This is a genomic window from Natrinema zhouii (genome assembly GCF_013456555.2).
Classification (GTDB): domain Archaea; phylum Halobacteriota; class Halobacteria; order Halobacteriales; family Natrialbaceae; genus Natrinema; species Natrinema zhouii.
The window spans coordinates 3,657,784-3,680,616 of the sequence record NZ_CP059154.1 but is presented as its reverse complement, the minus strand read 5'-3'; the positions used below and the strand labels follow the sequence as shown (position 1 = coordinate 3,680,616).

At 64.3% G+C, this 22,833-nt stretch carries 26 protein-coding genes; 12 read left to right on the top strand and 14 right to left on the bottom strand.

The genetic code is table 11. The features are described from left to right. The first annotated feature begins 32 nt into the window (after positions 1-32). Both HYG81_RS36975 and HYG81_RS36970 read left to right on the top strand, forming a co-directional pair. A complete protein-coding gene (locus HYG81_RS36975) occupies positions 33-821 on the top strand; it encodes an HpcH/HpaI aldolase family protein (protein WP_180841142.1) in 789 nt (262 codons plus the stop codon). Positions 822-950: 129 nt separating this feature from the next. Beyond that, on the top strand, positions 951-2,111 hold the full coding sequence (locus tag HYG81_RS36970) for a mechanosensitive ion channel family protein (RefSeq protein WP_180841141.1): 1,161 nt from the start codon (positions 951-953) through the stop codon (positions 2,109-2,111). A gap of 33 nt (positions 2,112-2,144) precedes the next feature. Here the strand turns inward: HYG81_RS36970 and HYG81_RS36965 are convergent, their stop codons facing one another. After that, entirely contained in the window at positions 2,145-3,263 is a 1,119-nt protein-coding gene (locus tag HYG81_RS36965; RefSeq protein ID WP_180841140.1) for an NADH:flavin oxidoreductase/NADH oxidase, read from the bottom strand. 152 nt (positions 3,264-3,415) lie between these two features. Between HYG81_RS36965 and HYG81_RS36960 the strand changes: the two genes are divergently transcribed. From HYG81_RS36960 to HYG81_RS45815, 3 genes are all read left to right on the top strand, one after another. Continuing rightward, positions 3,416-4,264 (top strand): BtpA/SgcQ family protein, encoded by an 849-nt coding sequence (locus HYG81_RS36960; RefSeq protein ID WP_180841139.1) that lies wholly within the window; start codon positions 3,416-3,418, stop codon positions 4,262-4,264. A gap of 152 nt (positions 4,265-4,416) precedes the next feature. Beyond that, the gene (locus HYG81_RS45820) at positions 4,417-4,734 is read left to right on the top strand and encodes a hypothetical protein (RefSeq protein WP_425607553.1); all 318 of its coding nucleotides are present in this window, start codon (positions 4,417-4,419) and stop codon (positions 4,732-4,734) included. Between the two features lie 161 nt (positions 4,735-4,895). Continuing rightward, positions 4,896-5,144, top strand: a complete 249-nt coding sequence (locus tag HYG81_RS45815; protein WP_425607529.1) for a hypothetical protein — start codon at positions 4,896-4,898, stop codon at positions 5,142-5,144. A gap of 62 nt (positions 5,145-5,206) precedes the next feature. Here HYG81_RS45815 and HYG81_RS36950 read toward each other — a convergent pair whose 3' ends face one another. The 5 genes from HYG81_RS36950 to HYG81_RS36930 all read right to left on the bottom strand — a co-directional run bounded on the left by HYG81_RS36950 (position 5,207) and on the right by HYG81_RS36930 (position 9,848). Further along, the gene (locus HYG81_RS36950; RefSeq protein WP_180841137.1) at positions 5,207-6,007 is read right to left on the bottom strand and encodes a WbqC family protein; all 801 of its coding nucleotides are present in this window, start codon (positions 6,005-6,007) and stop codon (positions 5,207-5,209) included. Between the two features lie 381 nt (positions 6,008-6,388). Continuing rightward, on the bottom strand, positions 6,389-7,624 hold the full coding sequence (locus HYG81_RS36945) for a tripartite tricarboxylate transporter permease (RefSeq protein ID WP_180841136.1): 1,236 nt from the start codon (positions 7,622-7,624) through the stop codon (positions 6,389-6,391). Positions 7,625-7,789: 165 nt separating this feature from the next. After that, a complete protein-coding gene (gene rpl12p, locus HYG81_RS36940; protein ID WP_180841135.1) occupies positions 7,790-8,143 on the bottom strand; it encodes a 50S ribosomal protein P1 in 354 nt (117 codons plus the stop codon). Positions 8,144-8,164: 21 nt separating this feature from the next. After that, positions 8,165-9,214, bottom strand: coding sequence for a 50S ribosomal protein L10 (locus HYG81_RS36935; protein WP_180841134.1), 1,050 nt, complete (start codon positions 9,212-9,214; stop codon positions 8,165-8,167). A 1-nt stretch (position 9,215) separates the two neighbouring features. Then, a complete protein-coding gene (locus HYG81_RS36930; protein ID WP_180841133.1) occupies positions 9,216-9,848 on the bottom strand; it encodes a 50S ribosomal protein L1 in 633 nt (210 codons plus the stop codon). Between the two features lie 298 nt (positions 9,849-10,146). On the opposite strand from HYG81_RS36930, the gene HYG81_RS36925 reads away from it, so the two are divergent. Then, positions 10,147-10,755, top strand: coding sequence for a hypothetical protein (locus HYG81_RS36925; protein WP_180841132.1), 609 nt, complete (start codon positions 10,147-10,149; stop codon positions 10,753-10,755). 180 nt (positions 10,756-10,935) lie between these two features. Here HYG81_RS36925 and HYG81_RS36920 read toward each other — a convergent pair whose 3' ends face one another. The 4 genes from HYG81_RS36920 to HYG81_RS36905 all read right to left on the bottom strand — a co-directional run bounded on the left by HYG81_RS36920 (position 10,936) and on the right by HYG81_RS36905 (position 13,757). Further along, positions 10,936-11,424, bottom strand: a complete 489-nt coding sequence (locus HYG81_RS36920; RefSeq protein WP_180841131.1) for a 50S ribosomal protein L11 — start codon at positions 11,422-11,424, stop codon at positions 10,936-10,938. Positions 11,425-11,521: 97 nt separating this feature from the next. Beyond that, positions 11,522-11,824, bottom strand: a complete 303-nt coding sequence (cutA, locus tag HYG81_RS36915) for a divalent-cation tolerance protein CutA (protein ID WP_180841130.1) — start codon at positions 11,822-11,824, stop codon at positions 11,522-11,524. 94 nt (positions 11,825-11,918) lie between these two features. After that, a complete protein-coding gene (locus HYG81_RS36910) occupies positions 11,919-12,110 on the bottom strand; it encodes an HEWD family protein (protein WP_180841129.1) in 192 nt (63 codons plus the stop codon). 135 nt (positions 12,111-12,245) lie between these two features. Next, complete coding sequence (locus HYG81_RS36905) at positions 12,246-13,757, bottom strand: phosphoenolpyruvate carboxykinase (ATP) (protein WP_180841128.1); 1,512 nt, start codon at positions 13,755-13,757, stop codon at positions 12,246-12,248. Positions 13,758-14,030: 273 nt separating this feature from the next. Between HYG81_RS36905 and HYG81_RS36900 the strand changes: the two genes are divergently transcribed. Beyond that, positions 14,031-17,084, top strand: coding sequence for a disk-shape morphogenesis protein volactin (locus HYG81_RS36900; RefSeq protein ID WP_180841127.1), 3,054 nt, complete (start codon positions 14,031-14,033; stop codon positions 17,082-17,084). 110 nt (positions 17,085-17,194) lie between these two features. On the opposite strand, the gene HYG81_RS36895 is transcribed toward HYG81_RS36900, so the two are convergent. Beyond that, on the bottom strand, positions 17,195-17,326 hold the full coding sequence (locus tag HYG81_RS36895; RefSeq protein WP_180841126.1) for a rubrerythrin-like domain-containing protein: 132 nt from the start codon (positions 17,324-17,326) through the stop codon (positions 17,195-17,197). A 276-nt stretch (positions 17,327-17,602) separates the two neighbouring features. Between HYG81_RS36895 and HYG81_RS36890 the strand changes: the two genes are divergently transcribed. Together HYG81_RS36890 and HYG81_RS36885 are read left to right on the top strand one after the other, a co-directional pair. Next, on the top strand, positions 17,603-18,193 hold the full coding sequence (locus tag HYG81_RS36890; RefSeq protein ID WP_180841125.1) for a class I SAM-dependent methyltransferase: 591 nt from the start codon (positions 17,603-17,605) through the stop codon (positions 18,191-18,193). Positions 18,194-18,311: 118 nt separating this feature from the next. Beyond that, entirely contained in the window at positions 18,312-18,452 is a 141-nt protein-coding gene (locus tag HYG81_RS36885; RefSeq protein WP_180841124.1) for a rubrerythrin-like domain-containing protein, read from the top strand. 126 nt (positions 18,453-18,578) lie between these two features. On the opposite strand, the gene HYG81_RS36880 is transcribed toward HYG81_RS36885, so the two are convergent. Together HYG81_RS36880 and HYG81_RS36875 are read right to left on the bottom strand one after the other, a co-directional pair. Beyond that, the gene (locus HYG81_RS36880; RefSeq protein ID WP_180841123.1) at positions 18,579-19,049 is read right to left on the bottom strand and encodes a DUF7992 family protein; all 471 of its coding nucleotides are present in this window, start codon (positions 19,047-19,049) and stop codon (positions 18,579-18,581) included. A 149-nt stretch (positions 19,050-19,198) separates the two neighbouring features. Beyond that, positions 19,199-19,642: a DUF7992 family protein gene (locus tag HYG81_RS36875; protein WP_180841122.1), complete on the bottom strand. Its 444-nt coding sequence runs from the start codon at positions 19,640-19,642 to the stop codon at positions 19,199-19,201. A 182-nt stretch (positions 19,643-19,824) separates the two neighbouring features. Here HYG81_RS36875 and HYG81_RS36870 point away from each other — a divergent pair, with 182 nt between their 5' ends. The 3 genes from HYG81_RS36870 to HYG81_RS36860 all read left to right on the top strand — a co-directional run bounded on the left by HYG81_RS36870 (position 19,825) and on the right by HYG81_RS36860 (position 22,488). Next, positions 19,825-20,616: an HAD-IIA family hydrolase gene (locus HYG81_RS36870; RefSeq protein WP_180841121.1), complete on the top strand. Its 792-nt coding sequence runs from the start codon at positions 19,825-19,827 to the stop codon at positions 20,614-20,616. A gap of 208 nt (positions 20,617-20,824) precedes the next feature. Further along, positions 20,825-22,135, top strand: coding sequence for an acetamidase/formamidase family protein (locus tag HYG81_RS36865; protein ID WP_180841120.1), 1,311 nt, complete (start codon positions 20,825-20,827; stop codon positions 22,133-22,135). 167 nt (positions 22,136-22,302) lie between these two features. Next, positions 22,303-22,488 (top strand): hypothetical protein, encoded by a 186-nt coding sequence (locus HYG81_RS36860; RefSeq protein ID WP_180841119.1) that lies wholly within the window; start codon positions 22,303-22,305, stop codon positions 22,486-22,488. A 45-nt stretch (positions 22,489-22,533) separates the two neighbouring features. Here HYG81_RS36860 and HYG81_RS36855 read toward each other — a convergent pair whose 3' ends face one another. Continuing rightward, a complete protein-coding gene (locus HYG81_RS36855) occupies positions 22,534-22,803 on the bottom strand; it encodes a MoaD/ThiS family protein (RefSeq protein WP_180841118.1) in 270 nt (89 codons plus the stop codon). Positions 22,804-22,833 lie beyond the last annotated feature (30 nt).

The window sequence follows — 22,833 nt, the reverse complement described above, 5'->3', positions numbered from 1 at the left end:
ACTTTAGTCGCCGGCTACTGTGGAGATGGCGTGTGAGCCACGAACCACGAGGCAACGCGCTCCGCGAAACCCTCGAGGCCGACGATGTCGCACTCGGCGTCCTCGAGAACACGTACAGCCCGACGGTCGTCGAACTCTACGCCGCACTCGGCGTCGACTTCGTCTGGATCGACCTCGAGCACGGCGGGCCGAGTCCGCGGGACGCGGGCCGACTGGAGGACCTGCTCCGCGCGGCCGACGGCACCGACACGGAGCTACTGGTGCGGGTTCCCGACACCGACCCCTCACTGGTTCGAAAGGCCCTCGACGCCGGCGTCCGGAACGTCTTTCTTCCGCGGGTCGGGAGCGCCGAGGAACTCGAGGCGGCGGTGCGAGCGGGGCGGTTCGAGTACGACGGCGAGCCCGGCCGGCGCGGCATGGCTAACCCGCGTGCCAGTCGCTGGGGGCTGACGGACGACTACGTGAGCAGCGAAGACGAGTCAGCCGTCGTCGGCGTCACGATCGAGACCCAGTCGGCCCTCGACGATCTCGACGACATCCTCGCGGTGCCCGAACTCGGCTTCGTCTTCATCGGCCCGCTCGATCTCTCGGTCTCGCTTGGTCATCCGGGCGAGTTCGATCATCCGGCGGTCGAGGAAGCCGTCGAGACGATCCGATCGGCGGCCGTCGAGGCGGACGTTCCAGTAGGCGGACTCGGGTTCGGCATGGACGACGTCAACGAGAAGGCCCAAAACGGGTATCAGCTGCTGAATATCGGGACGACGGCCGGCGCGTTGCAGTCGTCCGTCACGGGCTGGCTGGACGACTACGAGGGGACCTGATCAGTTCCACCTCGTCCGTTCCGGCGGGACGCGATCGTGTCCAGCTGGCGGAACAGCACGATGGCGACGATGGCGTTGCAGCTGCCGGGGTAGTCCTCACGGCCGCCGACTGACTACCACAGACGCTGAATGTTCCGTCTCTTATCGAGCCGCTTCCCGCTTCAATCGCCCCTCCGGCCGGATCCGATTCCGTGGCTTCAGGAGACCTATCTCGCGTCGTTCGAGACGCGACTCCTCGCGACGCTCCTCCTCGTCGCGTTGCTCCCGCTCGGGATCAGGATTTCCGATCGCGTTCGGCGTGTGTTCCGTCGCCGATACGGCAAGCAACTCGCCGAAGCGAGTTCCGTCCTCGTGCTCGCCGGGTTCATCGTCGCTGCCGTCTACGTCTTCGGCGTCATCTGGCAGGTCACGTATCTCCTCAGGTTTACGCTCGAGGCGATGCTGATTGATCGGTGGCTGGCCGCCCAGCAGCTGATCACCGTTGCAGTGATCGTTACCTCCTATCTCGTGATACGGTTCGTCAACCGCTCGATCGACAAGCTGTCCCAGACGAAGGCGCTCACGAAACATCAGAGCGAGGTCGCCTATCACGTCGCCGACATCGGAATCGTCGCCTTCGCCGGAACCGTGTTGCTCACGCTCTGGGGGATCGATCTCACGAACATCTTCCTCGGTGCGGGCGCGATCACGGCGGTCGTCGCACTGACGGCTCGAGAGACGTTGACGGCCATGATCGCCGGGTTCATCTTGCTCTTCTCGCGCCCGTTCGCCGTCGGCGACTGGATCGAGGTCAACGAGACCACCGGGATCGTCACCGACGTCACGATCTTCACGACCCAGATCCAGACGTTCGGCGACAAGCACGTCCTCGTTCCCAACGATAAGGTGACCAACAGTCCGCTGACGAATTACTCGAAGAACGACCAGCTCCGGGTCGACGTCGACGTCGGCATCGATTACGACGCCGACGTCGAGCACGCTCGCTCCACCATCGTCGAGGGGGTCGAAGACCTCGAGGAGATCAAGAACGCGCCTAACCCGCAGGTGATCGCCAAACGGTTCGACGACTCGTCAGTGGTCGTCGAGTGTCGGGTCTGGATCGGTGGTCCGACGATGCGACGCAAACTCGACGCCCAGACGGCAGTGATCGAGTCGATCATCGACGCGTTCGACCACGAAGGAATTACGATCCCCTACCCACAACGGGCCCACTCCGCTCGCGACGAGCAGGGGTTCCGGGTGAGCGGTCCGAATCCCGACGAAACCGAACTCGGAACGGTCTCTGACTGAGCGCGCCGATACCGCCGTGTTCGACGAGAGCGACTATCGCTGGGCCGCACGCCGGTACTGTACCGGCCACTGCTTCGCAGCGTCTTTAGGATCGCGCTCGAGGTCGCCGGCCGCGCGGAGTCCGAAGTACGGATCGCGGAGGAACTCCCGGCCCACGAGCACGAGGTCGGCTCGATTGTTTCGAACCAGCGCATCAGCCTGTTCGGGTTCTGTGATGCCGCCGACCGCGCCGACGGCGATGTCGGCACCCGCTCGGACCTGCTCGGCCAGCGGCACCTGGAAGTTCGGCCCGCCTGGAACCGCCTGTTCGGGGTGGAGCCCGCCCGAACTGACGTCGACCAGATCGACGCCCAGCTCGGCGAGTGCGTCCGCCAGCCGCACCGACTGCTCGATATCCCACGACTCGCGGTCGTCGAGCCAGTCCGTTCCCGAGATGCGGACGAATACCGGCTTCTCGTCCGGCCAGACCTCGCGGACGGCGGCGACGACCTCGCGGACCAACCGCGTGCGATTCTCGAAGCTGCCGCCGTAGTCGTCCTCGCGGTGGTTCGTCACCGGCGAAAGAAATTCGTGAAGCAGGTAGCCGTGGGCCGCGTGGACTTCGGCGATCTCGAAGCCGGCCTCGAGCGAGCGCTCGGCCGCCGCGCGGTAGGCGTCGATTACGCCCTCGATATCGTCCTGATCGGCTTTTCGCATCGCCGGTCGGTCACCGTCGAACGGCGGATACGCATCCGGCGACGGTGAGAGGACCTCCCAGCCCGACGCACCGGTGGGATCGGTCCCGTCCGGCGCGATCGGCACGTTGCCGTCCCAGGGCCGCGTCTTGCTCGCCTTGTGTCCCGCGTGGGCGAGTTGGATTCCCGGTACACCGCCCAGGTCGCGGACGAACTCGGTAGTCGGCTCGAGCGCGGCGGCGTGCTCGTCGCTCCAGATCCCGAGATCGTGGGGCGTGATCCGGCCGACGGGATCGACGGCGGTCGCCTCGGTCATGACGATCCCGGCACCACCCACGGCCCGGCTCCCGAGGTGGACGCGATGCCACTCCGTCGGCAGTCCGTCCGTCGCACAGGAGTACTGGCACATCGGTGAGACGGCGATTCGATTCGGGGATTCCACGTCGCGTAACGGCAACGAAGAGAGCAAGTCAGTCATCGGTCGGTGTAACCACGCCGGCGAGAAAACGGCCGTGAAGGGAGCGGGGATTGCCGCCTCGAGCGAGGTCGAGGGTTTACCCGTGAGCGAGGTCGGGCCTCGTCCGACGGCGTTCCACGGCCACTTATTCCGACTGCGATCCCAGCTTCGGTATGACCACGACCAGCCCCGTTCTGGAGCAATTCGACGGCGACCAGCCCGTCATCGGTATGGTTCACCTCCCGGCGCTCCCCGGCGCACCGGGATTCGACGGCGACCGCGAGGCCGTCCGAACCCGCGCACTCGAGGACGCGCGCCGGCTCGAGGCGGGCGGAATCGACGGCATCGTGCTCGAGAACTTCGGCGACGCGCCGTTCTATCCGGATTCCGTACCACAGCACGTCGTGGCCGAAATGACCGCCGTCGCGACTGCCGTGACCGACGCCGTCGACGTCCCAGTCGGGATCAACGTGTTGCGCAACGACGCTGCGGCGGCAGTATCGATCGCCGGGGCCGTCGACGCCGATTTCGTCCGCGTCAACGTCCACGTCGATACCGCTGCGACCGATCAGGGGATCCTCGAGGGCCGCGCTCACGAGACGCTCCGGCTTCGCGACCGGCTGGAGGCCGACGTCGCGATTCTCGCGGACGTCCACGTCAAACACGCGACGCCGATCGGCGAGGTGGATATCGGACGTGCAGCGCTCGAGGCGGTCGAACGCGGGAAGGCGGACGGCGTCATCGTCTCCGGTCCCGGAACGGGCGTCGAAACGCCGCTCGCGGATATCGAGTGCGTCGCCGATGCGCTCTCAGATCTGGGTCGTGACCGCGCCCCGGTGTTCGTCGGCAGCGGTGTCACGAGCGAGACGGTCGGCGACTGCCTCGAGGCTGGCGCGGACGGCGTCATCGTCGGCACCGCTCTCAAACGCGGCGACGAGACGACCAACCCCGTCTCCGGCGAGCGCGTCGCCGCTGTCGTAACAGCGGCTCGAGCGGCGGATTCAGGCGACGAGCTCGAGTAAATGTGCGGACTCGAGTGCGAGCGACGGTGCCGTTCGCGAGTCACCGGCCGTCCCTCACCCGTTCATCGGAGCGGGCACAGAGTGACGCCGGTCTCCGAGCGGACGGTCGAACGGGCACCGTCCAGACGACCGTATTCGACCCTCACGCCACGATGTCGTCTATCCGCTCGCCGTACTCCGGACAGATCGAAACGAGTTCCGCGTACACGTCTTCGTCCAGTATATCGAGTCCGTTCGTCACGCTGAGAAACTGCTCGAGCGGGGGGTTGTGGGTCTCCGCCCACCACACCGGATGCGTCAGTACCTGCAACACGTCCGGAGCGGGTGCGGGTATCGTCTGGATCGGCGGTCCCTCGCGCCACCGGCCAGCGGAGTCAGAGATGTACGCCGACATCAGCGCCGAACTGTACGCGTTGACCATTCCGGCGATCGTCGGCGGTCCGTCGAGCACTCGCGGTACCGGTCGGTGAAACGACAGTGACGCGATCGAATCGAGACCGATCGATTCCAATCGGTGTCGCGCATCTCTGACGTGTGTCTCCTCCCTGCGGGAAAGGCCGCGGTCGACGTCCAGTTCGTCGTTTCGGGCATCGTTCATCATCGAAGTTAGGTCGCAGTGTAGCCCGATTTCGTGCCCGAGATCGCGGATTTCGAACAACCGTTCGCGCTCGTCGTCGATATCGTACAGCGGTGTATCAGGATTGACCATGTACACCGATCGAACGCCGACCTGGTGCTCGAGACGTGCCAGTTCGACAGCCCGTTCCATGCAGACGTCGACGTCGTGTCGGACGATCGCCACGGGTTCTCCGTTCGAGCGACACTCCGGGTACTCCGAGAGCGTGCGAACGTCGAAGGTCTCCTGAAGGACCCGGAGTAGTTTCCGGTAATAGTCGTAGCTGAAATCCTGGGCCCACCCGTCCGTCGTCTGGTCAGTGCTACTCATGGATCGGTCATCGAGTCGAGAAGATCGTTCGTGCCGTCCGAACCAACGTTCATGAGCGCGTCGACGATGGACAACTCCGGGACGAATCCGTCGAATCGCTGCTCGTAGCGCGGCTGCGAAACCGACTGGTACTCCAGCGAGATATCTCTCGCCTCGAACCGTGCACGATCGAGATACGAACGGGCACCCTCCCCGGAAAGATACCGGTCGGCATCGAGTTCGTCACAGAGTCGGACGATCCGCTCGGCGTTCGTGGCAGTAACGTCGAGTTCCGACGACCGAACGAACTGGCACTCGAGTCCGATCCGATCGGCGATCGCTCGAGTCAGATGGACGTTCAATTCGCACAGCGAATCCCACGACTGCGCGTACGTTTCCTCGAAGAGGTCGGCGAATTCGTCGAAGCACGCTGCTTTCCCGTAGTTCTGCTGGAGGCTCTTTCGATGAGTGTCGCGCCAGGCGTCGCCCGCGACGTCCACCGCTTTGATCGGCCCGTCGGATCCACGAACTGGGACGGTGAGCCACGTCCATCCGTCGGGAGTTTTGATCTTGTTGCGATTGATCCACGACTGAGACGTGTACTCGACATCGTCGAGAAAGACGAAAACGTCACTGCGACGTATTTTGTGGAAGTAGCCGATCCAGGGCAGATAGTTCGGCTGGTGAATCGCAATAGTCCGTTCGTCCGCCTGAGCGATAGCGTTCGATACGGCTCGTCTCTCGGCCCGTCGCGTCCCAGTTGAGCTCGGTCGCTGCGTCGCAGCCTGATCCGTCTTCCCGTTACCCGTATCGCTCATCGTCGTTCACCCCCGTGGACTGTCCGAATGCGTTCTGACGGCCAGTGCGTCCCACGACTCGTTCGATGATGGCCCCGTCTCGTATAGCTATCAGCGGCATTTACATTCGGGCAGTAGAGAGTATACACTATTGTTACGAATAGGGGTCGATACCTAGTCTCGACATACAATACGGAAAATCAAATGTTCACAATCGTAATGGTCGCCATTATAATCGGAATGGGACGGTTAGGCTGGGTCACTGTCGGGAAACTACTGAGAGCGGATCGCACAGGGAGAACAGCGCGTGACCGCACTCGAACTGGTGTGTGAAGACGAATCGTCGTGCGTCTCGCAGCCGCGAACCGATCGCGCACGATCAGCTGCGTCGGTCGGCGTCCGTCACGAGAAGAGTATCGCTGGATACAGGACACCCATCAGGTGAACGCGACGAGCACGCAATCGAACCGGAACTAGCCCGACGACGGACGCTGCGACGAAAACCGCGATCCCGACCGGACCCGTGAAGAGAAACGAAAGAACGAGCAACAGCGCGAGAACGGCGACCGATATCTTCCAGTAAGCCAGTCGACCGACCAGCTCGAGATAGGCGTCCCCGACGAGGATCACGAGCACGAAGCCGATCAGCCCCGCGAGGACGACGGCGACGAGCAGCATCGGTATCTCGAGCGGTGCGTTCGTTCGATCGAAGGCAACCAGCACCCCGGTCCGGGGCTGGCCGATGGCGGCCAGCGCGAAGAGCGCGAAAATCGTATTCGCGGTGTCAACACCGCTGGTCGCGACGATATAGCCGCGGTCGCTGGCCCCGTCCGGGACGACGACGAGGACCGCGACGGCGGCGATCGCTGCCGTGATGCCGGGAAGGTATCCGACCGCGGCACCTGCGAACGTACCCGCGATTGCCGTGAGCCCGACGAGCCCTCGAGACATCGCGATCCCGTCGCCGTCCTGACGGGGAATACCGTTCCCGCGAACCGCGTCGATCAACACCGGCGCGCCGAAGAGGCCGGCGAACAGCGGTGCGAGCATGCCACCTGCCTCGAGCGGGGCCGCCGGCGAGAGGTCCAGCGTGAGCGCGCCGAGCACGACGGCCAGCGCGAGCGAGAGCAGCCCGCCGAATCGGCTCCGCCACGTGGGCTCCGAGGCGATGAGTGCGATCGCGATCATCGCCAACAGTAGCGGTAGCTGTGCCCGTACCGTCGGGTAGACGGCCGTCACGCCCCGGGTCACGGGGACGGCCAGCGGCACCGCGGCGAGCACGGCGAGGAGACTGCCGAGCGCCGAGAGCCGAATCGCCTCGTACCCCCGTCCCTCGAGAACCATTCGGTGTCCGGGCAGTGCAGTGACGGCCATCTCCGCGTCGGGAACGCCGAGCGCCATCGCGGGGACGGCGTTCAGAAAGGTGTGGACGACGCCGGCGGCGAGCATCGCACAGCCCACGAACAGCGGCGGGCCGGGAACCGACGGCGCGACGCCGGCTAACAGGAACGCGAAGTTGTTCGCGTGCAGTCCCGGCACGAGCCCGCTACAACACCCCAGCAGCGAGCCGGCGAGGACCCACGCGAGAAGCTGGAGGGTCAGCGCCGGCTCGGTGACGATCTCGACTGGGGCGGCCATCGCACACTCTGGCCGCGGCCTCGTTTATATGGTCTCGGATCGGACACTCGCCGCTCGAGTCCGTCGTCATCGGCTGCTCCTGCACGCGGCGTCGCCACTCGCCCTCGAGCGTCGATAAAAATCGGGGTTGGTACCTCGTCGAAACCGGATCGACGTGAACGGGCGTTATCCGAAGAGTTCGCCGAGACCCTCGCCGTCGGCCTCGTCGTCTTCGTCGTCCTCGTCCGTCGTGTCCGGCACGTCGCTGGTCTCTTCGGCCTCTTCTTCGGCTTCGTCGCCGCCTTCGTCGGCAGCGGCCTCGCCACCCGCGGCACCGCCTGCGGCGGCTCCGCCAGCGGGGACGGCAGCGGCCTCGGAGACTGCGTCGTCGATGTCGACGTCCTCGAGTGCGGCGACGAGCGCCTTGACACGGGACTCTTCGACGTCGACGCCGGCAGCGTCGAGCACGTTCGTCAGGTTGTCTTCGTTGATCTCTTCGCCCGATTCGTTCAGGATGAGTGCAGCGTATACGTATTCCATTGTTGGATCCTCTGGTAGTCGTTATCCGAACATCTCGCCGAGACCGGCCGCGCCGTCACCGTCGTCTTCGTCATCATCGTCGGTGTCGGCGTCAGCGTCCTCGGTCTCAGCCTCGTCTTCGGTCTGGTCGTCTGTCGATTCGTCTTCGTCCTCGTCCTCGGCTGCCGCCGGGGCGGCCGCCGCGACGTCCTGAAGGTCGTCAGGAAGCGCCTCCTCGTCGTCGATCTGGGAAGCGAGCGCACGCAGCTGTGCGTCGGCCTTGCTGACGAGGTCGGGCATCAGGGCTTCGTCCTCGATGGCGGCCTGCAGACCGAGGCTCTTCGCCTCGCCCGTGGCCTTGGCGATGAGCGTCGGGGCCGTCGTCGCGGTCGGGAAGCTCGCGTTGAGCGAGAGGTTCCGAGCGCGGGCGGCGGCCGTCGACACGTCGCTCCGGTAGGCGTCGACGTCGATGTCGAGGTCTTCCGGACTGAAGAGCACGCCGTCGGCGATGACGGCACGAAGGTCGAGACCGACCTCCTTTGGCTCGATGCCGAGCTCGTTGAGGACGTTCGTCAGATCCGCGGAGACGGTTCCACCGGCCTCGAGGACCGTCGAGTCCTCCATGACCTGGATCGAACCGTCTTCGATGCGCGCGTTCGCGCCGACGCTTTGGAGTTCACCGACGAACGGCCCCGGATCGACACCGGTGTCCCCTTCGGGGATGACGATGTCGTTCGGGGCGACTTCGCCCTCGTTGATCGGTGCGGGCGTCTTGGACGCCTCGAGTTCCTTGTAGAGCGAGAACGGGTTCTCGTTGGTCCCGACGATCCCGACCTGGCCCTCGATGTGCTCGACGAGGTCGCCGAGTCCGGCGTCCTCGAGCGCACGCGTCTGCAGGGTGTTGCGGCTGACGCGCAACACGGCGGTGCCGTACAGGTCGCGGCGCATATCCTGAAGCTGCTTCGAGGGGATGCCGGCGATGCCGACGACGCCGACGCTCTCGTACTCGTCGATGATTTGTGCGAGCTCGTCGACTTCCTCTTTCTTCCACTGGGGAAGATTCTCGGTTTTGCGTTCAGCCTGTGCGCTCATTCTAGGCCACCTCCACGGACGGCCCCATCGTCGTCTTCACGTAGACGGCGTCGATGTTCTGGGGCCCCTTCTCGAGGTCAGCGTGCAGGCGTCGCAGGATGACGTCGATGTTGTCGCCGATATCTTCGGCGTCCATATCTTCGGCACCGACGAGCGTGTGGAACGTTCGTCGGTCGCCGGAGCGAAGCTGCACGGTACTTTTGAGTCGGTTGACGGTTTCGACGACGTCGTCGTCGGGCGCGAGCGGGTCCGGCATCTTCCCTCGAGGACCGAGAATGGTACCCAGGTGCCGGGCGATGTCTTGCATCATCGCTTCTTCGGCGATGAAGAAGTCCGTCTCGTCAGCCATGTCTTTGGCGTCGTCGTCGTCCAGATCGGCCACGTCGTCCACCGAAAGTACGTCGTCCGCGGCCTCTTCGGCGCGGACGGCGGTCTCTCCTTCGGCGATGACGACGATGCGGGTCTCCTGGCCGGTTCCGGACGGCAGGACGATCGACTCGTCAACGCGGTTCGACGGTTCGTTCAGGTCTAAGTCGCGCAGATTAATCGCGAGGTCTACCGTCTCGGTAAAGTTCCGGTCGGGCGAATCCTCGAGTGCGCGGGCTACTGCTGTTTGAATATCCGAATCTGCCATCGTTCACCTCCGTAGTACGCAGGGTTGCTCCTACGGGTCAGTGAAACAGGCGATGCCTGTCTCCCTTGAACCAAGTGTCATCCCGAACTTAAACCCGTCGAACTGCGCGTACGCCCGGCTTCGGGCCGGTCGCAGCGGTTCTCCTCCCTCGGTCCCGTTGCCATCGTGCTCGTCGTCCGACCGGTCCCAGCCGTCACTCGTCGTTGCAACGCCAAATAGATCACACCGTAACAATCACCGAAATACACAGTCACGATAACCGAAAGGTATACGATGCGTTATCTTGTAACAGACAACCATGTGGCCAGTAGAGTTATATACAACAGTTGGACCGCCAGTCCTCGATTCGGTCGTCTCAGTGTCGGGGGATGGGGGGAATCTCGAGGCGTATCGGTCGCTCGAACCGATCGTTCGGGTCGGTATCCAGTTCACCGCGACGGTACTCGTCGCGATGGTGGTACTCGGAATGCTCCAGACGTACGGCACACGCGCAGTAACGAAGTCACGCCGTAGTCCCATTATCTCTCTGTGTCTCGGACTGCCCAGCCTGCTGGTCGTTGGCGGTCTCACAGGCACGGGAATCGTTATCGCCGACACGAGCGTCGGGGTGTTCTTCGGCATTCCGCTGGTGGTCCTCGGTGCGATAGTCCTGCCGACGGTGACCGTGATCGGGCTCTCCGCGATCGGCACTGCCATCGCCTCGCGGTTCGGGGCTGACCGGTTGTGGATCGGCGTCCTGGTCGGCGCACTCCTCAGCGGGCTCGCTGGCTTCTCACTTCCGGCAACCGCCGTTCTCGCCGCCTTCGCTGGTGCGTTCGGTCTCGGTGCAAGCGTTCGTATCGTGTTCGGCGGCGTCGGCACAGCGCAACCGGATGAACGAACCGTCCCGCCCGCGAACAAAATCTAGTCCGTTCGGGTCTGCCGGCAACCCGACCGGTGTACGCACTGCCACTGTTGCGCTGGCCATCACGGAATAGCCACGCGTCGCTCTGTTTCTACTAGTAAGCGCATTCGACACTCGAGGGTCAATCAGCTCGAGCGACACGGCTGCTCATCGAAAAACGAAACCTCGATTTCGGCTCGCGGATTACGCCTCTGCGCCGTCCAGGAGAACGTCGTCGTACTCGCCGTCGTCGACGAGTTCCTTGAACTCTCGAGCGTCGTTGCCCTCGATGGTGACGCCCATCGAAGCACAGGTTCCGACGACTTCCTTCGCGGCGTTGATCGTGTCGTAGGCGAGCAGGTCGGGGTGTTTCTGCTCGGCGATCTTCTTGACCTGCTCGACGGAGAGGTCCGCGACGAAATCCTTCTGGGGCTCGCCGCTGCCGGTCTCGAAACCGGCCTCGTCCTTGACGAGCGCCGCCGTCGGCGGGACGCCGACGTCGATCTCGAAGGAGCCGTCGTCGTCGTAGTCGACGGTGACGGGGACTTCGGTGCCGTCGAACGCTTCGGTCTGATCGTTGATTTCCTGTACGACGGCTTGCACGTCGACGGGGGTCGGTCCGAGCTCGGGACCGAGCGGCGGGCCAGGGTTGGCCTGACCGCCCGGAACGAGCACTTCGATAGTTCCAGCCATACCCGTCACAACCCGTGCGCGAGTTTTAAGGGTTGCTAATTCGGGTAGTCATCGTCTGTGAGCGACTGACGTACGCCGGTCGACTCGAGCGTGCGGGCTACTCGACGCTCTCCGCTCGCCACGTCGCGAACGACTCGAGGACGTCGTCCTCGTCGAATCGCTCGAGACAGGGCACGTCATAAGGATGCAGATCGCGAACGCGGTCGACGAGCTCGTCGTACGCTTCGTCGGTCGTCTTCGCGAGGAGAATCGCTTCGTCGTCGCGGTGGATCGAATCGTCCCAGCGATACGTCGAGGTCGTCGAGAGTCGGTTCACGCAGGCGGCGAGTCGCTCCTCGACCAGCGTCTCGGCGATATCGTCGGCCGCCGCGGGCGGCGCCGTAATGTAGACGGTCGGCATAGTCGCGGCTACGCTCGAGACGGGGAAAAGAGCACTGTCGCGGCGCGGGGAACGGCCGTTCGTCGCGTCGGGGCTAGCCAGGTGTCGGGTTCGGTTAGGTATCCGGTCCGTCGACCGGATTGAACGTGCCGTTGATGTCCCACTCGTGAATGCAGTGTGGATTGCCGACCTGTCTCTCGCCGTCTTCGCGGGCGAGCTGCCACGCCTCGAGGTCGGTGTCCCATACTTCGCCGCGACCGCACTCTTCGCAGACTCTCGCGGTCGGTTTTCGTACCTGTGCGCTCATTACCCAACCGTGAGAACTCGACACATATAACGGTATTCGTGTGCGGCAAGTGCTGCCCCGTCGGTCGGGGCGTCGGCAGGTCTGAAAACGGGTGTCCGTGATCCCGAACCGATTCTTGCGCGTCCGATCGAGCGCTCAGTAGACGGCGTCTTGGATCTCCTGACGGAGGTCGTCGAACTCGGCGAGGTAGTCGCGACGCTCGGCGCGCAGGTCCGCGAGCGCGTCGTCGTAGTCGTCGACGTGGTCCGGGACGTAGTAGTCCTCGATGTCGAGCCCCGGAATCGAGTCGGGGATCGTCAGGTCCGTCCGCTCGTCGTCGGTCCACTCGATGGTGCCGCGAGCGGCCTCGGTGAGAATCGTCACCGACTCGGTGACGCCGATATCTTTCGATTTCTCGCCGAGGTAACCCGTGTTGATGACGTAACAGTCGATATCGAGAATGTCGACCAGTTCGTGGAAGATGTTCCCCTCCTCACCCTCGGAGCCGATGATGAAGGGGTTCGTTCCGACGACGCGGATCGACTCGCCGGCTCGGGACGGGTCGCCCGCGCTGGTTTCGATCGACTCGCCGAGCATGAACGCGACGGCGGCCTGTTCCTCGTCGAGTTTGGCCACCGGCGGCATCAGCGGATTGCGGGTGATGAAGAAGAGCTGATCCATCCGGCTGAGGTCGATTTCGTCGGCAGCGCTCTCGAGTTCGTCGCGCTGGACGATCGCTCGAGAATTGGAGGTGTACCGGTCCTCGTCGAAGTGGACGGTGCCGTCGTCGTCGACCGCGACGTTTTCCAGGATCGCCGATTCGGCGGTCGCGGCCTCGTAGAGTTCGGGCTGTTCGTCCTCGCCGAGGCCGATCGTCTTGATGAACAGTCCCTGCCCCTCGCTGCCGGCGACGGTGCCGTCGGAGAGGAGGCCGCAGACGTCGTCCTGAATCATAGCGGTTCCCTCCGGCTCCTCGAGCCAGCAGCCGTGGGAGGTCAGCGTGGACTTGCCGGTCGCGGAGAGGCCCATGAAAACCTGTCCGACGGTCTGGAGTTCGCCGTCCTCGTCGCGGACGCGGGCGCGTTTGCTGCCCGCGTGGAGTCCGAGGCCACCCTGCTGTTTGATCCGATACATGAACAGCCGGAGGAACGACTTCTTGGCTTCGCCGATGTAGTCCGTGCCGAGGACGGTCGTTACACCAGTGTCGGGCAGGACTCGAATCTCGGTTTCGTCGTAGTCGGGCAAGTGGACGGTGTAGAGATCCGGATCTCGTCCGTCGGACGGATCGAACAGGGACGCCCACGCGTAGGCGATCCGAGCGTTCTCGATGGGAACGAAGAGGCGGCAACAGAAGGTCGCGTCGGGGTGACGCCCCATCAGTCGATCGACACAGAGCATCTCGCGTTCGTCCGCGATACCGATGGCGTCGTCGACGAGTTCGTGGTCGCGGTCGGTGAACTCGTGGTCGACGCTGTTTTTCGTCCGATCCGCACTCCGCGAACGGACCTCGCTGACGTACGACGCCGACCCGAACTCGGTCGTCGTCTCGTCGGGCTTGGCGAGTTCGCGCAGTTCCTCGAGCGACGGGTTGTACCGGACGTTCGACGCTGCCGTTGGATCGGGAAGCTGTCGGACCAGCGGACGGGACTCCGTCCCGGTTTCAGACATACACGTAATCCACCACCAGCCTGATAGATAAACGTGAGGATTTCTCTCGTCGTGTGCCACGGTCTACCCAGCGACGACGTGACGTACGCCGCTTATACCCCCGTAATGAGCGGACATAGCCGATTTTGCACCCCCGTTAAACGACCCGTGTGCAGACCAGTCACAAGTATTCAGATTTGAGATAATTCTTCGAGAGGCCGCGGTATCGGCCCGATTTTCACATCTGGTACTGCGGGGAAAACTTCCAATAGGGTGCTTCGAGTTGCCGAGGTCATGAATTACGGTCTCGACATCGAGCCGGAAGCGATCCGGGCCGCCACTGACGCCGGCGACGGCCCGACGATCGAATCAGTCCCGCCGGTCGTGATACCGGTCGACGACGCCGCGCTCGAGGCGGCGGGGCTCTCGAGGGATGGAGTCACCGTGGAGACGGATGGGACGACGTACGCGGTCGGGGCAGCTGCTCGAGCGGTAGTCGACGCCGGCAACGGCCCCGATGCCGCGGACGCGCATGCGGATACTAACGCGAACGCGGAACCGCAGTCGCTGTTCGCGGCCGGCGTCCTCGCGACTGACGAGACGATAGATTCGATCGCCGCGTTCGACGCGCTCGTCGACGATGTCACGGGGGACGCGACGGACGGCAGACTCTGTTATACGACACCGGGATCGTTCGCCGACGCGGCTGCACCGATCGATGCACACCGCGAGGTCGTCGAGTCAGTGCTGGCCGATCGCGGGGTCGACGCGACGCCGATCAGCAAGGGCTTCGCCGTCGTCTACGATCAGCTCGCGGCGGACAACTACACCGGACTCGGGGTCTGCCTCGAGTCCCAGACGACGAGCGCCGCATTGGCGTACTACGGCGTGCCGGCGATGGCCGTCACGATCGCGAAGGGACGAGAGTGGATCGTCGAGCACGCTGCCGGAGCGACCGGTCACGCGCCGGAACAGGTCGCCGGTGTGCTCGAGGACTTCGCGCTCGATCCCGACGCGGGGGCGGGCGGGATCGAGAGCGCGCTCGCAGCGGCCTACGACGCCCTCGTCGCCGAACTGATCGACGCGATTCGGGCGGAAGCCGACGAGACCGAGCTGCAGCAGGGGTTATCCGTCCCGATCGCGATCGGGGGCGACGGCGTGATCGAGGGCGTCGAGTTCCTCGTCGGGGGCCGATTCGACGCGGCGGCGCTTCCGTTCTCCGTTCGGGGCGTCCGACTCGCGGAGAACCCTGCCGAAAGCGCCGCCAGGGGTGCACTCGCCGCCGCTCGAGACGGCCTCGAGGGAGACGAAGGGGTCATCGGATCCGAGTTCGGCTCCGACGGCGGTGAGACTGATAGGATTCCAAACGCTGCCGAAGCGATCGCCAGGGACGAGGGTGGTTCGGGACCCGAGCAGACCGAACTCGCGTTCGACGAGTTCGCAGGCGGTGGGGCTACTGAACGCACGGACGATGCTATCGACCAGCTGTTCGACCGGCTCGCGAACCGCGACGACGAGATCGAGTCCGTCCGCGAGGACCTCGAGGCCCTGTTCGAGGACATCGAGTACGTCGAGGAACGAACGGCCGCTGCCGACGAGGTGGACGAACTCGACGAGCGCCTCGAGTCGTTCGCCGACGAGTTGACCGACCTCGAAGCGGAGAGTGAGACCCACGCGAGTGATTCGGACATCGCTACGCTCGACGACGATATCGCGAGCCTCGATGACGAACTCGAGGCGCTCTCAGATGCGTTCGTAGCGCTCGAGGACGACGTCGCCGAGTTAGACGACGCGCTCGCGGCCGTCGAGACGACTGCGGCCGACGAGCGAGCCGACCTCGACGACCGGCTCGCCGAACTGGCAGGCGATCTCGACGACCGGTTCGCTGAACTGGCGAGCGATCTCGAGGCCGTCACCGATCGGACGGCGACGATCGACGAAACGCTCGGCGGAGTGCGAACGGATCTCGAGGACCTCGAGACGACTGCCGCAACCGAGACGGCACTCGAGACGGTCGAGGAAATCGTCTCGCAACTGAGTGACGATATCGACGACCTCGAGGCAGGTATCGAGCGAACCGGGACGCGCATGGATGGGGTCGCCGGCCGACTCGAAGAATTAAATACGCGTCTCGACGGCGTTTCGGGCCGACTCGAGGAGCAGTCTGAACGAACCGACGCGCGATTCGACGCGGTCGAGGCGACGATCGACGAGGAGGTCGCGAGTCTCGAGACGACGGTTCGCGATCTCGACGAGACGATGTCAGCGGTATCGGAACGGCTCGACGACGTCGTGGAACGCACGGCCAGTACGGAGACGGTCGACGGCCTCGCGGCGGACCTCGAAGGAGTCACGGATGCGATCGATGACGACATCGGGGCACTCGAGTCGACGGTCGAGCGAATCGACGCCGAATCGGCCATGGACGACGAGCTGACGGCGCTGCGCGATTCGCTCGAGACGACGAGCGACGAGATCACGTCAGTGGCCGCGGACGTCGAGGATCTCGCGACGGACCTCGAGTCCGTCGAAGGACGGATCGACGAGATCGACGGCGATCTCTCCGACCGGGTCGACGACGTTCGAACGACGTTCGAGAGCCGCATCGATGACGTTCAGACGACGCTCGAGGAAGATATCGCTGCCCTCGACGATGACCTCGAGCGCGAAACGGATTCGATCGCCGAGACGGTCACGGCGATCGACGATCGGGTCGATGGAACCGAGCGACGGGTGGCCGATCACGACGACCGTCTCGATACCGTCGGGGCGACGCTCGAGACGGTCGAAGTCGATATTAATCGTATCAGTGCCGATCTCGAGTCGCTCGAAGAGCGGATCGACGCCGACGACGGAACGAGCGAACCGGCCGTCGAGATCGAGGACGACGTATCGGCCATCGCCGATCGCCTCGAATCGCTCCGGACGGATCACGACGCGCTCGCCCGGACCGTCGAATCCGATCCCGACGAATCGGCAGTGCAAGTGCTCGAGGAGGTGCGGACGCTCGATTCCGAGATAGACTCGCTGGACGAACGGGTAGCCGCGGTCGCCGAGCAGCACTCGAGCCTCGAGGAGCGGATCGAAACGATGGACGCGCGGATCGGTGACGTCGAAACCCACAACGGGCGAGACGAGGAGATCGAAGCGCTCCGGACGGAACTCGCTGCCGTTCGAGGCGACGGAACCGCAACGCCGACGCTCCCGTCGTCGATCGTCGCTGGCGGCGGTGGTGCAGGCGTCGTCGCCGGTGGCGTCGCTGCTCTCACCGGTAACGTCGTGATCGGGACGGGCGCAGCCCTCGTCGGACTCGTTCTGATCGGCGTCGCGGTGGCACTCGTTCGCTGAGTCTCCCGCGGAGGCCAGCCGCTGATATGGCCGCGCGAACACGGGAAGAGAGCACACCCAGCGGCACCGCTCGAGGGACCGAGCGTCGCAATGACCGGCACGGAACTCGGCTACTCGCGGATCAACTCGACGTTTCGCATCTCGCCCCCGCACTGTCGGCAGGTACTGAGGAGTGCGTCACCGACCGTTTCCCGCCGGCCACACTGGACGCAGACGTACTCACGTTGCTCCTCGAGTGTCATGTGGTAACATGAGTAGCGGGCCAAGTTAACACTTTCCGTGATGATGGTCACCTCAGTCTGAGGACAGGGATCGCTCGTCGAATCTCCGTACGGGAACAGGATATGCCGACGGACGAGCGCCGAAAACCGCCGATCCCGAAATCGCGACGTGTCCTGCGCGATCCCGACGCTACCGACACCAGTACGATCCCATGCATTCGGGGGAGCACATCTTCGGATTCTCGAGCGCTACGATGGCAACGCAACGCGGAAGTCCGACTGGCCCCGAGCATCCCTATGGGCTATCATACGTATCCGGTCGATCGTGCGGACGCGCTCGAGGACCCCGGTCGCTACCGGTACTGTTCCCGCGAGGAACTGCTCGCGATGCTCGAGCCGTCGGTCGACGGCGTCGTGGCCGATCTCGGTTCCGGGACGGGATTCTACGCGGACGACGTCGCACCGTTCGTCGACACGCTGTACGCCGTCGACGTCCAGTCGGCAATGCACGACCGCTACCGCGAGAAGGGCGTCCCCGAGGCCGTCGAGTTCGTCACGGCCGGCGTGTCGTCGCTGCCGTTCGGCGACGATCACCTCGACGGTGCGTATTCGACGATGACCTACCACGAGTACGCGCCCACGACAGTCGACGGTAGGGATACCGAGGGCGACGACCGCGGATCGCTCGAGGAACTCGCACGAGTGATCCGTCCCGGCGGCCGACTGGTGACGGTCGACTGGTCCGCCGACGGTGACCCGGAGATCGGCCCGCCCCTCGAGCAACGGTTCGGACTCGACGAAGCGACGACCCAGCTCGCGGCTGCCGGCTTCGACATCGAGCTGGCCTGTGACCGACCGGCGACGATTGCGATCGTCGCGACACGGTGATGAGGATATCTGGACATTCGGCCAGTATATAATCGAATTTAATCCCTGTTCATTGCCTGTGTCAGGTTAGAACTGTTTGGACATAACACTTTTTCGTGTTGGTGTGTGACACTGGGACATGGTATACGACGATCCGTACACGCCCGAACGCTCCTACTACGAATGCCTGGACTGTGGCTACCGCGAGACGACCGACTCGCTCGAGTCCTGTCCGGAGTGTCGCGGTCGCGTCCGAAACATCGCAGTCGCACGAGAGTGACGGCACAACCGGTCCAGTTCTCCGACGACTGGTTCAGGTCCGCCGACGAGCAGTGCGGCTGGTGCGATTCGTCCTCGCGTCGATCTCACTGCGCTCGTTTCCCGCTCGAGGAGCGCCACTGCAGATTCACTCGAAGTCGGGCAGGTCCTCCGGCGGTTCGTATTCGGCCTCCCAGTCGACGTACTCCTCCTTGAGAGTCACCGAGACGATCTGACCGAACTCCGTGAGTTCGGCGTTGATCGAGGACACCGTCCCCCAGGTATCGAGACCGGGGTGGTACTCCCGCGCCTGCCAGTCCTCCGGAATGCCGGGCGCGTGATAGCCGACGCGATCCGCGAAGTCGTCCCAGAAGAAATCGAAGCCCGCAAAGAGGTCGAGATCGCGGGCGATCTCGTACTCGCGCTCGCCGAGATCGGTGTCCGCGCGCCACTCGTCGAACGACTCCTCCCAGGCACCCTCCTCGAGGAACGCCTGGAGTTCCTCGCGGCGGTAGTCGATCTCCTCGGCCCCGTCGGCGCTGACGGTCGCATCCTCGTACTCGTTCGGGTCGACGAACTCCAGTTCCGGCGGCTCGGGGGGCTCGACCTCGAGTGTCATACGCGGTCGTAAGTCGGGTCGCCGGATAAGAATTCCCACCTCGCACGCGAGATGAGGTTCGATCAGGGACAGCCGGCCGTCCCCACTGGGTCGTCCCGTGGATGGTGAGACGATGCGCTCGGGTGACGGCTACAGCCCCGCTCGGCTCATCACTCCCAGGTGTAGCCGAACTCCGAGCCGTTGCGAAGGATGTAGTCGTTTTCCAGCACTTCGCTTACCGTCCGACCGAGCGCGTCTAACTCCTCTTCGATATCCTCGATGTCGTCTTCGTCGAGTCCGTCGCGGGCCGCGTCGTCCGGAACCGTCGGTGCGCGATAGCCGACGTCTTCTGCGGACTGATTCCAGTAGAAGTCGAACTCCTCGATCAGTCCGAGCTCGAGGACGGTCCGAAACTCGTCCTCAGCCATGTAGGTGTCCGCAGCCCATTCGTCGAAGGCATCCTCCCAGGCACCCGCTTCCAGAAAGTCAGCCAGGTCTTCGCGGCGAGCGTCGTCACCCGTTCGTTCCTCGGGTTCGTCGACGGCGTCGTAGTCGCCCGGGTCCTGCGGTCCACTGAGCGTCGGCGGGTCGGGAATTTCAACATCGAGTGTCATATCGTCCCGTTCGGTCGGCAGCGGTATGGGCTTTCCCGTCGATCGGCACGTTTCACGCCGGCTTCAGCTACCGTATCGGTACTCAGCGACGAGGTGTCGCCTCGCCGACTCCGGCCCGACAGTTCGGAGACGCGTACCCTCGATCCAAACACTCAATCGCCGGCCGACCGTACCGTCGGGCGATGACAGCATACGAGGCGGTGATCGTCGACGTCGACGGGACGATCGTTCGAGGGGAGGAGTTGCTCCCCGGTGTGACCGACGGCTTGCACGCTCTCGAGGCGGCGGGCTGTTCGCGTCTCCTCTTCTCGAACAACCCGACGCGCGGGAGCGACCACTACGGCGAGCAACTCGCGCCCTACGGCATCGACGTCGATCCGGCCACCGTTCTCACCTCCGCGACCGTCTCGGCGGAGTATCTCGCTGCGACCCATCCCGGCGAACGAGTCTACCTCGTCGGGAACGAGCGGCTCGAGGCGATCCTCGAGGACGCGGCCGTCGAACTGACGGCCGACCCCGACGCGGCCGACGTCGTGCTGGGGTCGTTCGACGAGAACTTCTCGTTCGACACGCTCTGGGAGGCGCTGCGGGCACTCGAGGGGGACGTTCCCTTCTACGGTACCGACCCCGATGCGACGATCCCGATCGACGGCGGGGAGATCCCGGGCTCGGGCGCGATCCTCGCCGCGATGGAGGCCGTCGCGGGCCGCGAGCCGGACGCGATTCTGGGGAAGCCCTCACCGATCGCGGCCGCGACGGCCATGAACCGGCTAGACGTCGATCCGACGAAGACGCTGGTCATCGGTGATCGACTCGATACCGATATCGCGCTCGGGAACCGCGCCGGCATGGAAACCGCCCTCGTCCTCACCGGCGTCACCGACCGTGCGGCCCTCGCAGCGGCCGACATCGAACCCGACCACGTCCTCGAGTCATTGGCTGCGATCGAGACGCTCCTCTCTCGGACCCACTGAAACGAGTTATCCATCGATCGCACAGTCCGCAGTTCTCGCTCACGGTGCGTGTTCTGAACCTCGCTATCGTTGTGCGATCGGGTATACAGTGTCTATTAGTAGCGACTGTATTCCGCCCCGTACTGTCGGTCGTTTGAGACTGTCCGGGCGCTTGCAGACGGGTCCGAGCAGTACGTTTATCGCCGGTAACGGCATACATTGGTATGTTATGGCACAGCGAAACGTCGAACAGGAACTGTCCGTCGATCAGTACACGCTCGGCCTCGTCGGTCCCGATCAGGAGTGGGCGGGAACCGTCGCGGACGGCGGAACGATTGAGACGTACACACCGCCGGGTTGCTGGGGGCCGATGGTCACGCCCGAGTTCCACGGCGGTCACGAGGTCACTCGACCGATCCGCGTCGAGGGAGCGTCCGTCGGAGATGCCGTCGCGCTCCACATCCGGGACATGGACGTGACGAGCATGGCGACGAGCACGGGCTCGATGGCCGAGCGGGAGGGCGCGTTCGGCGACGACCCGTTCGTCGATCACCGCTGTCCGGAGTGTGGCACCGAGTGGCCCGAGACGATCGTCGAGGGCACGGGGGAAGACGCGATCACGTGCGCCGAGTGCGGCGCGAACGCCTCCGCCTTCGGCTTCGAGTACGGCTACACCGTCGCCTTCGACGACGATCACACCGTTGGGATCACCCTCGACGAGGACGCTGCTCACGAACTCGCAAAAGATGCCGACGAGGTGATGGACATTCCCGAGAACTCCCGTCAACACCCCATCTTGCTGTACGAACCCGACGAGATGCCCGGTACCCTGGGGCGGCTGCGTCCGTTCATCGGAAACATCGGAACGACCCCGCCGATCACGATGCCCGACTCGCACAACGCCGGCGACTTCGGCCAGTACCTCATCGGGGCCGAACACGACTACGGCGTCGAGAGCGAGGAGGACCTCGAGGACCGAACTGACGGTCACATGGACATTCCGCAGGTCCGTCCGGGTGCGACACTGATCTGCCCGGTCAAGGTCGACGGCGCCGGCGTCTACGTCGGCGATCTGCACGCGAACCAGGGCGACGGCGAACTCTCCCTGCACACGACCGACGTGAGCGGGACCGTCACGATGGACGTCGAGGTCATCGAGGGCCTCGAACTTGACGGCCCGGTCCTCCTGCCCAACGAGGACGATCTGCCGTTCATCAGCAAACCCTACAGCGACGAGGAGCGCGAGGCGGGCCGCGAACTCGGCGCGGAACACGGCGTCGACGTCGAGGACGACATGGGCCCGATTCAGGTCGTCGGCTCCGGTGCGACGGTCAACGACGCTACGCAGAACGCCTTCGACCGCGCGACGAAACTGCTGGACATGAGCGAGGGCGAGGTCCGCTCGCGGTGTACGTTCACCGGCGGCGTCCAGATCGGCCGTCTGCCGGGCGTGGTGCAGTTGGATATGCTCGCACCGATGGATGTGCTCGCGGAGCGCGGCATCGATCACCTGGTGCGCGAGCAGTACGGGTTGCAGTAGCCAGTACCGCGGCTTCCGACTCGGTTCCGAATTCCGGCGTTCGTGCAACTCGCGGCACGCACGGCCCACTCACACAACGAATCCGTCCCCTTCTGTCGCCCACGCCTCAAGAAGACAGTGTCGCAGGCAAAGGACACACATAAATTAAAAATTATATTGTGTGCTGCTTGAGACAGATACTAACGGACGAGTCAGGGATCAAACTCCGCTTGAATCTCATTATCGCGCTCTCGAGTGCCGTCCTCCTCGTACTGCTTCTCTCCGTTCTTTCCCTCGAGATCGTCTTTATCGGGATACTACTGGTCGGAATCGGATTTCCCGTCCTCTTTCTACTCGTGATTCTCCTCCGGTAGGCCCGGACGTTCCTCGTCCTTTCGAGGTGCTCCGAAGCCGCGACACTACCGAGATCCGCCCTGAACCGCGGGCATCAGCGTCAGCGACGCATCCGCTGGAACTCGGTCTTCCAGCGCGGTGCGCTCGCCGTCCATCGACACCCTGACGCTCGCCCGCAGTTCGTCGCCGTCGTAAAGGTACGATTCAGCGCGCGGGTACGCGTCGACCAACGCTGCGACGGCGTCGGTGACGGTGCCGCCGGGCCACTCGAGCGTGACCGTCTCGTCGCCGGTCGCGCTCCGGAGCAGGCCGTAGACCGTGACCTCGGTTTCCATACTCGTCACTCACCGACCGATTGCATAAAA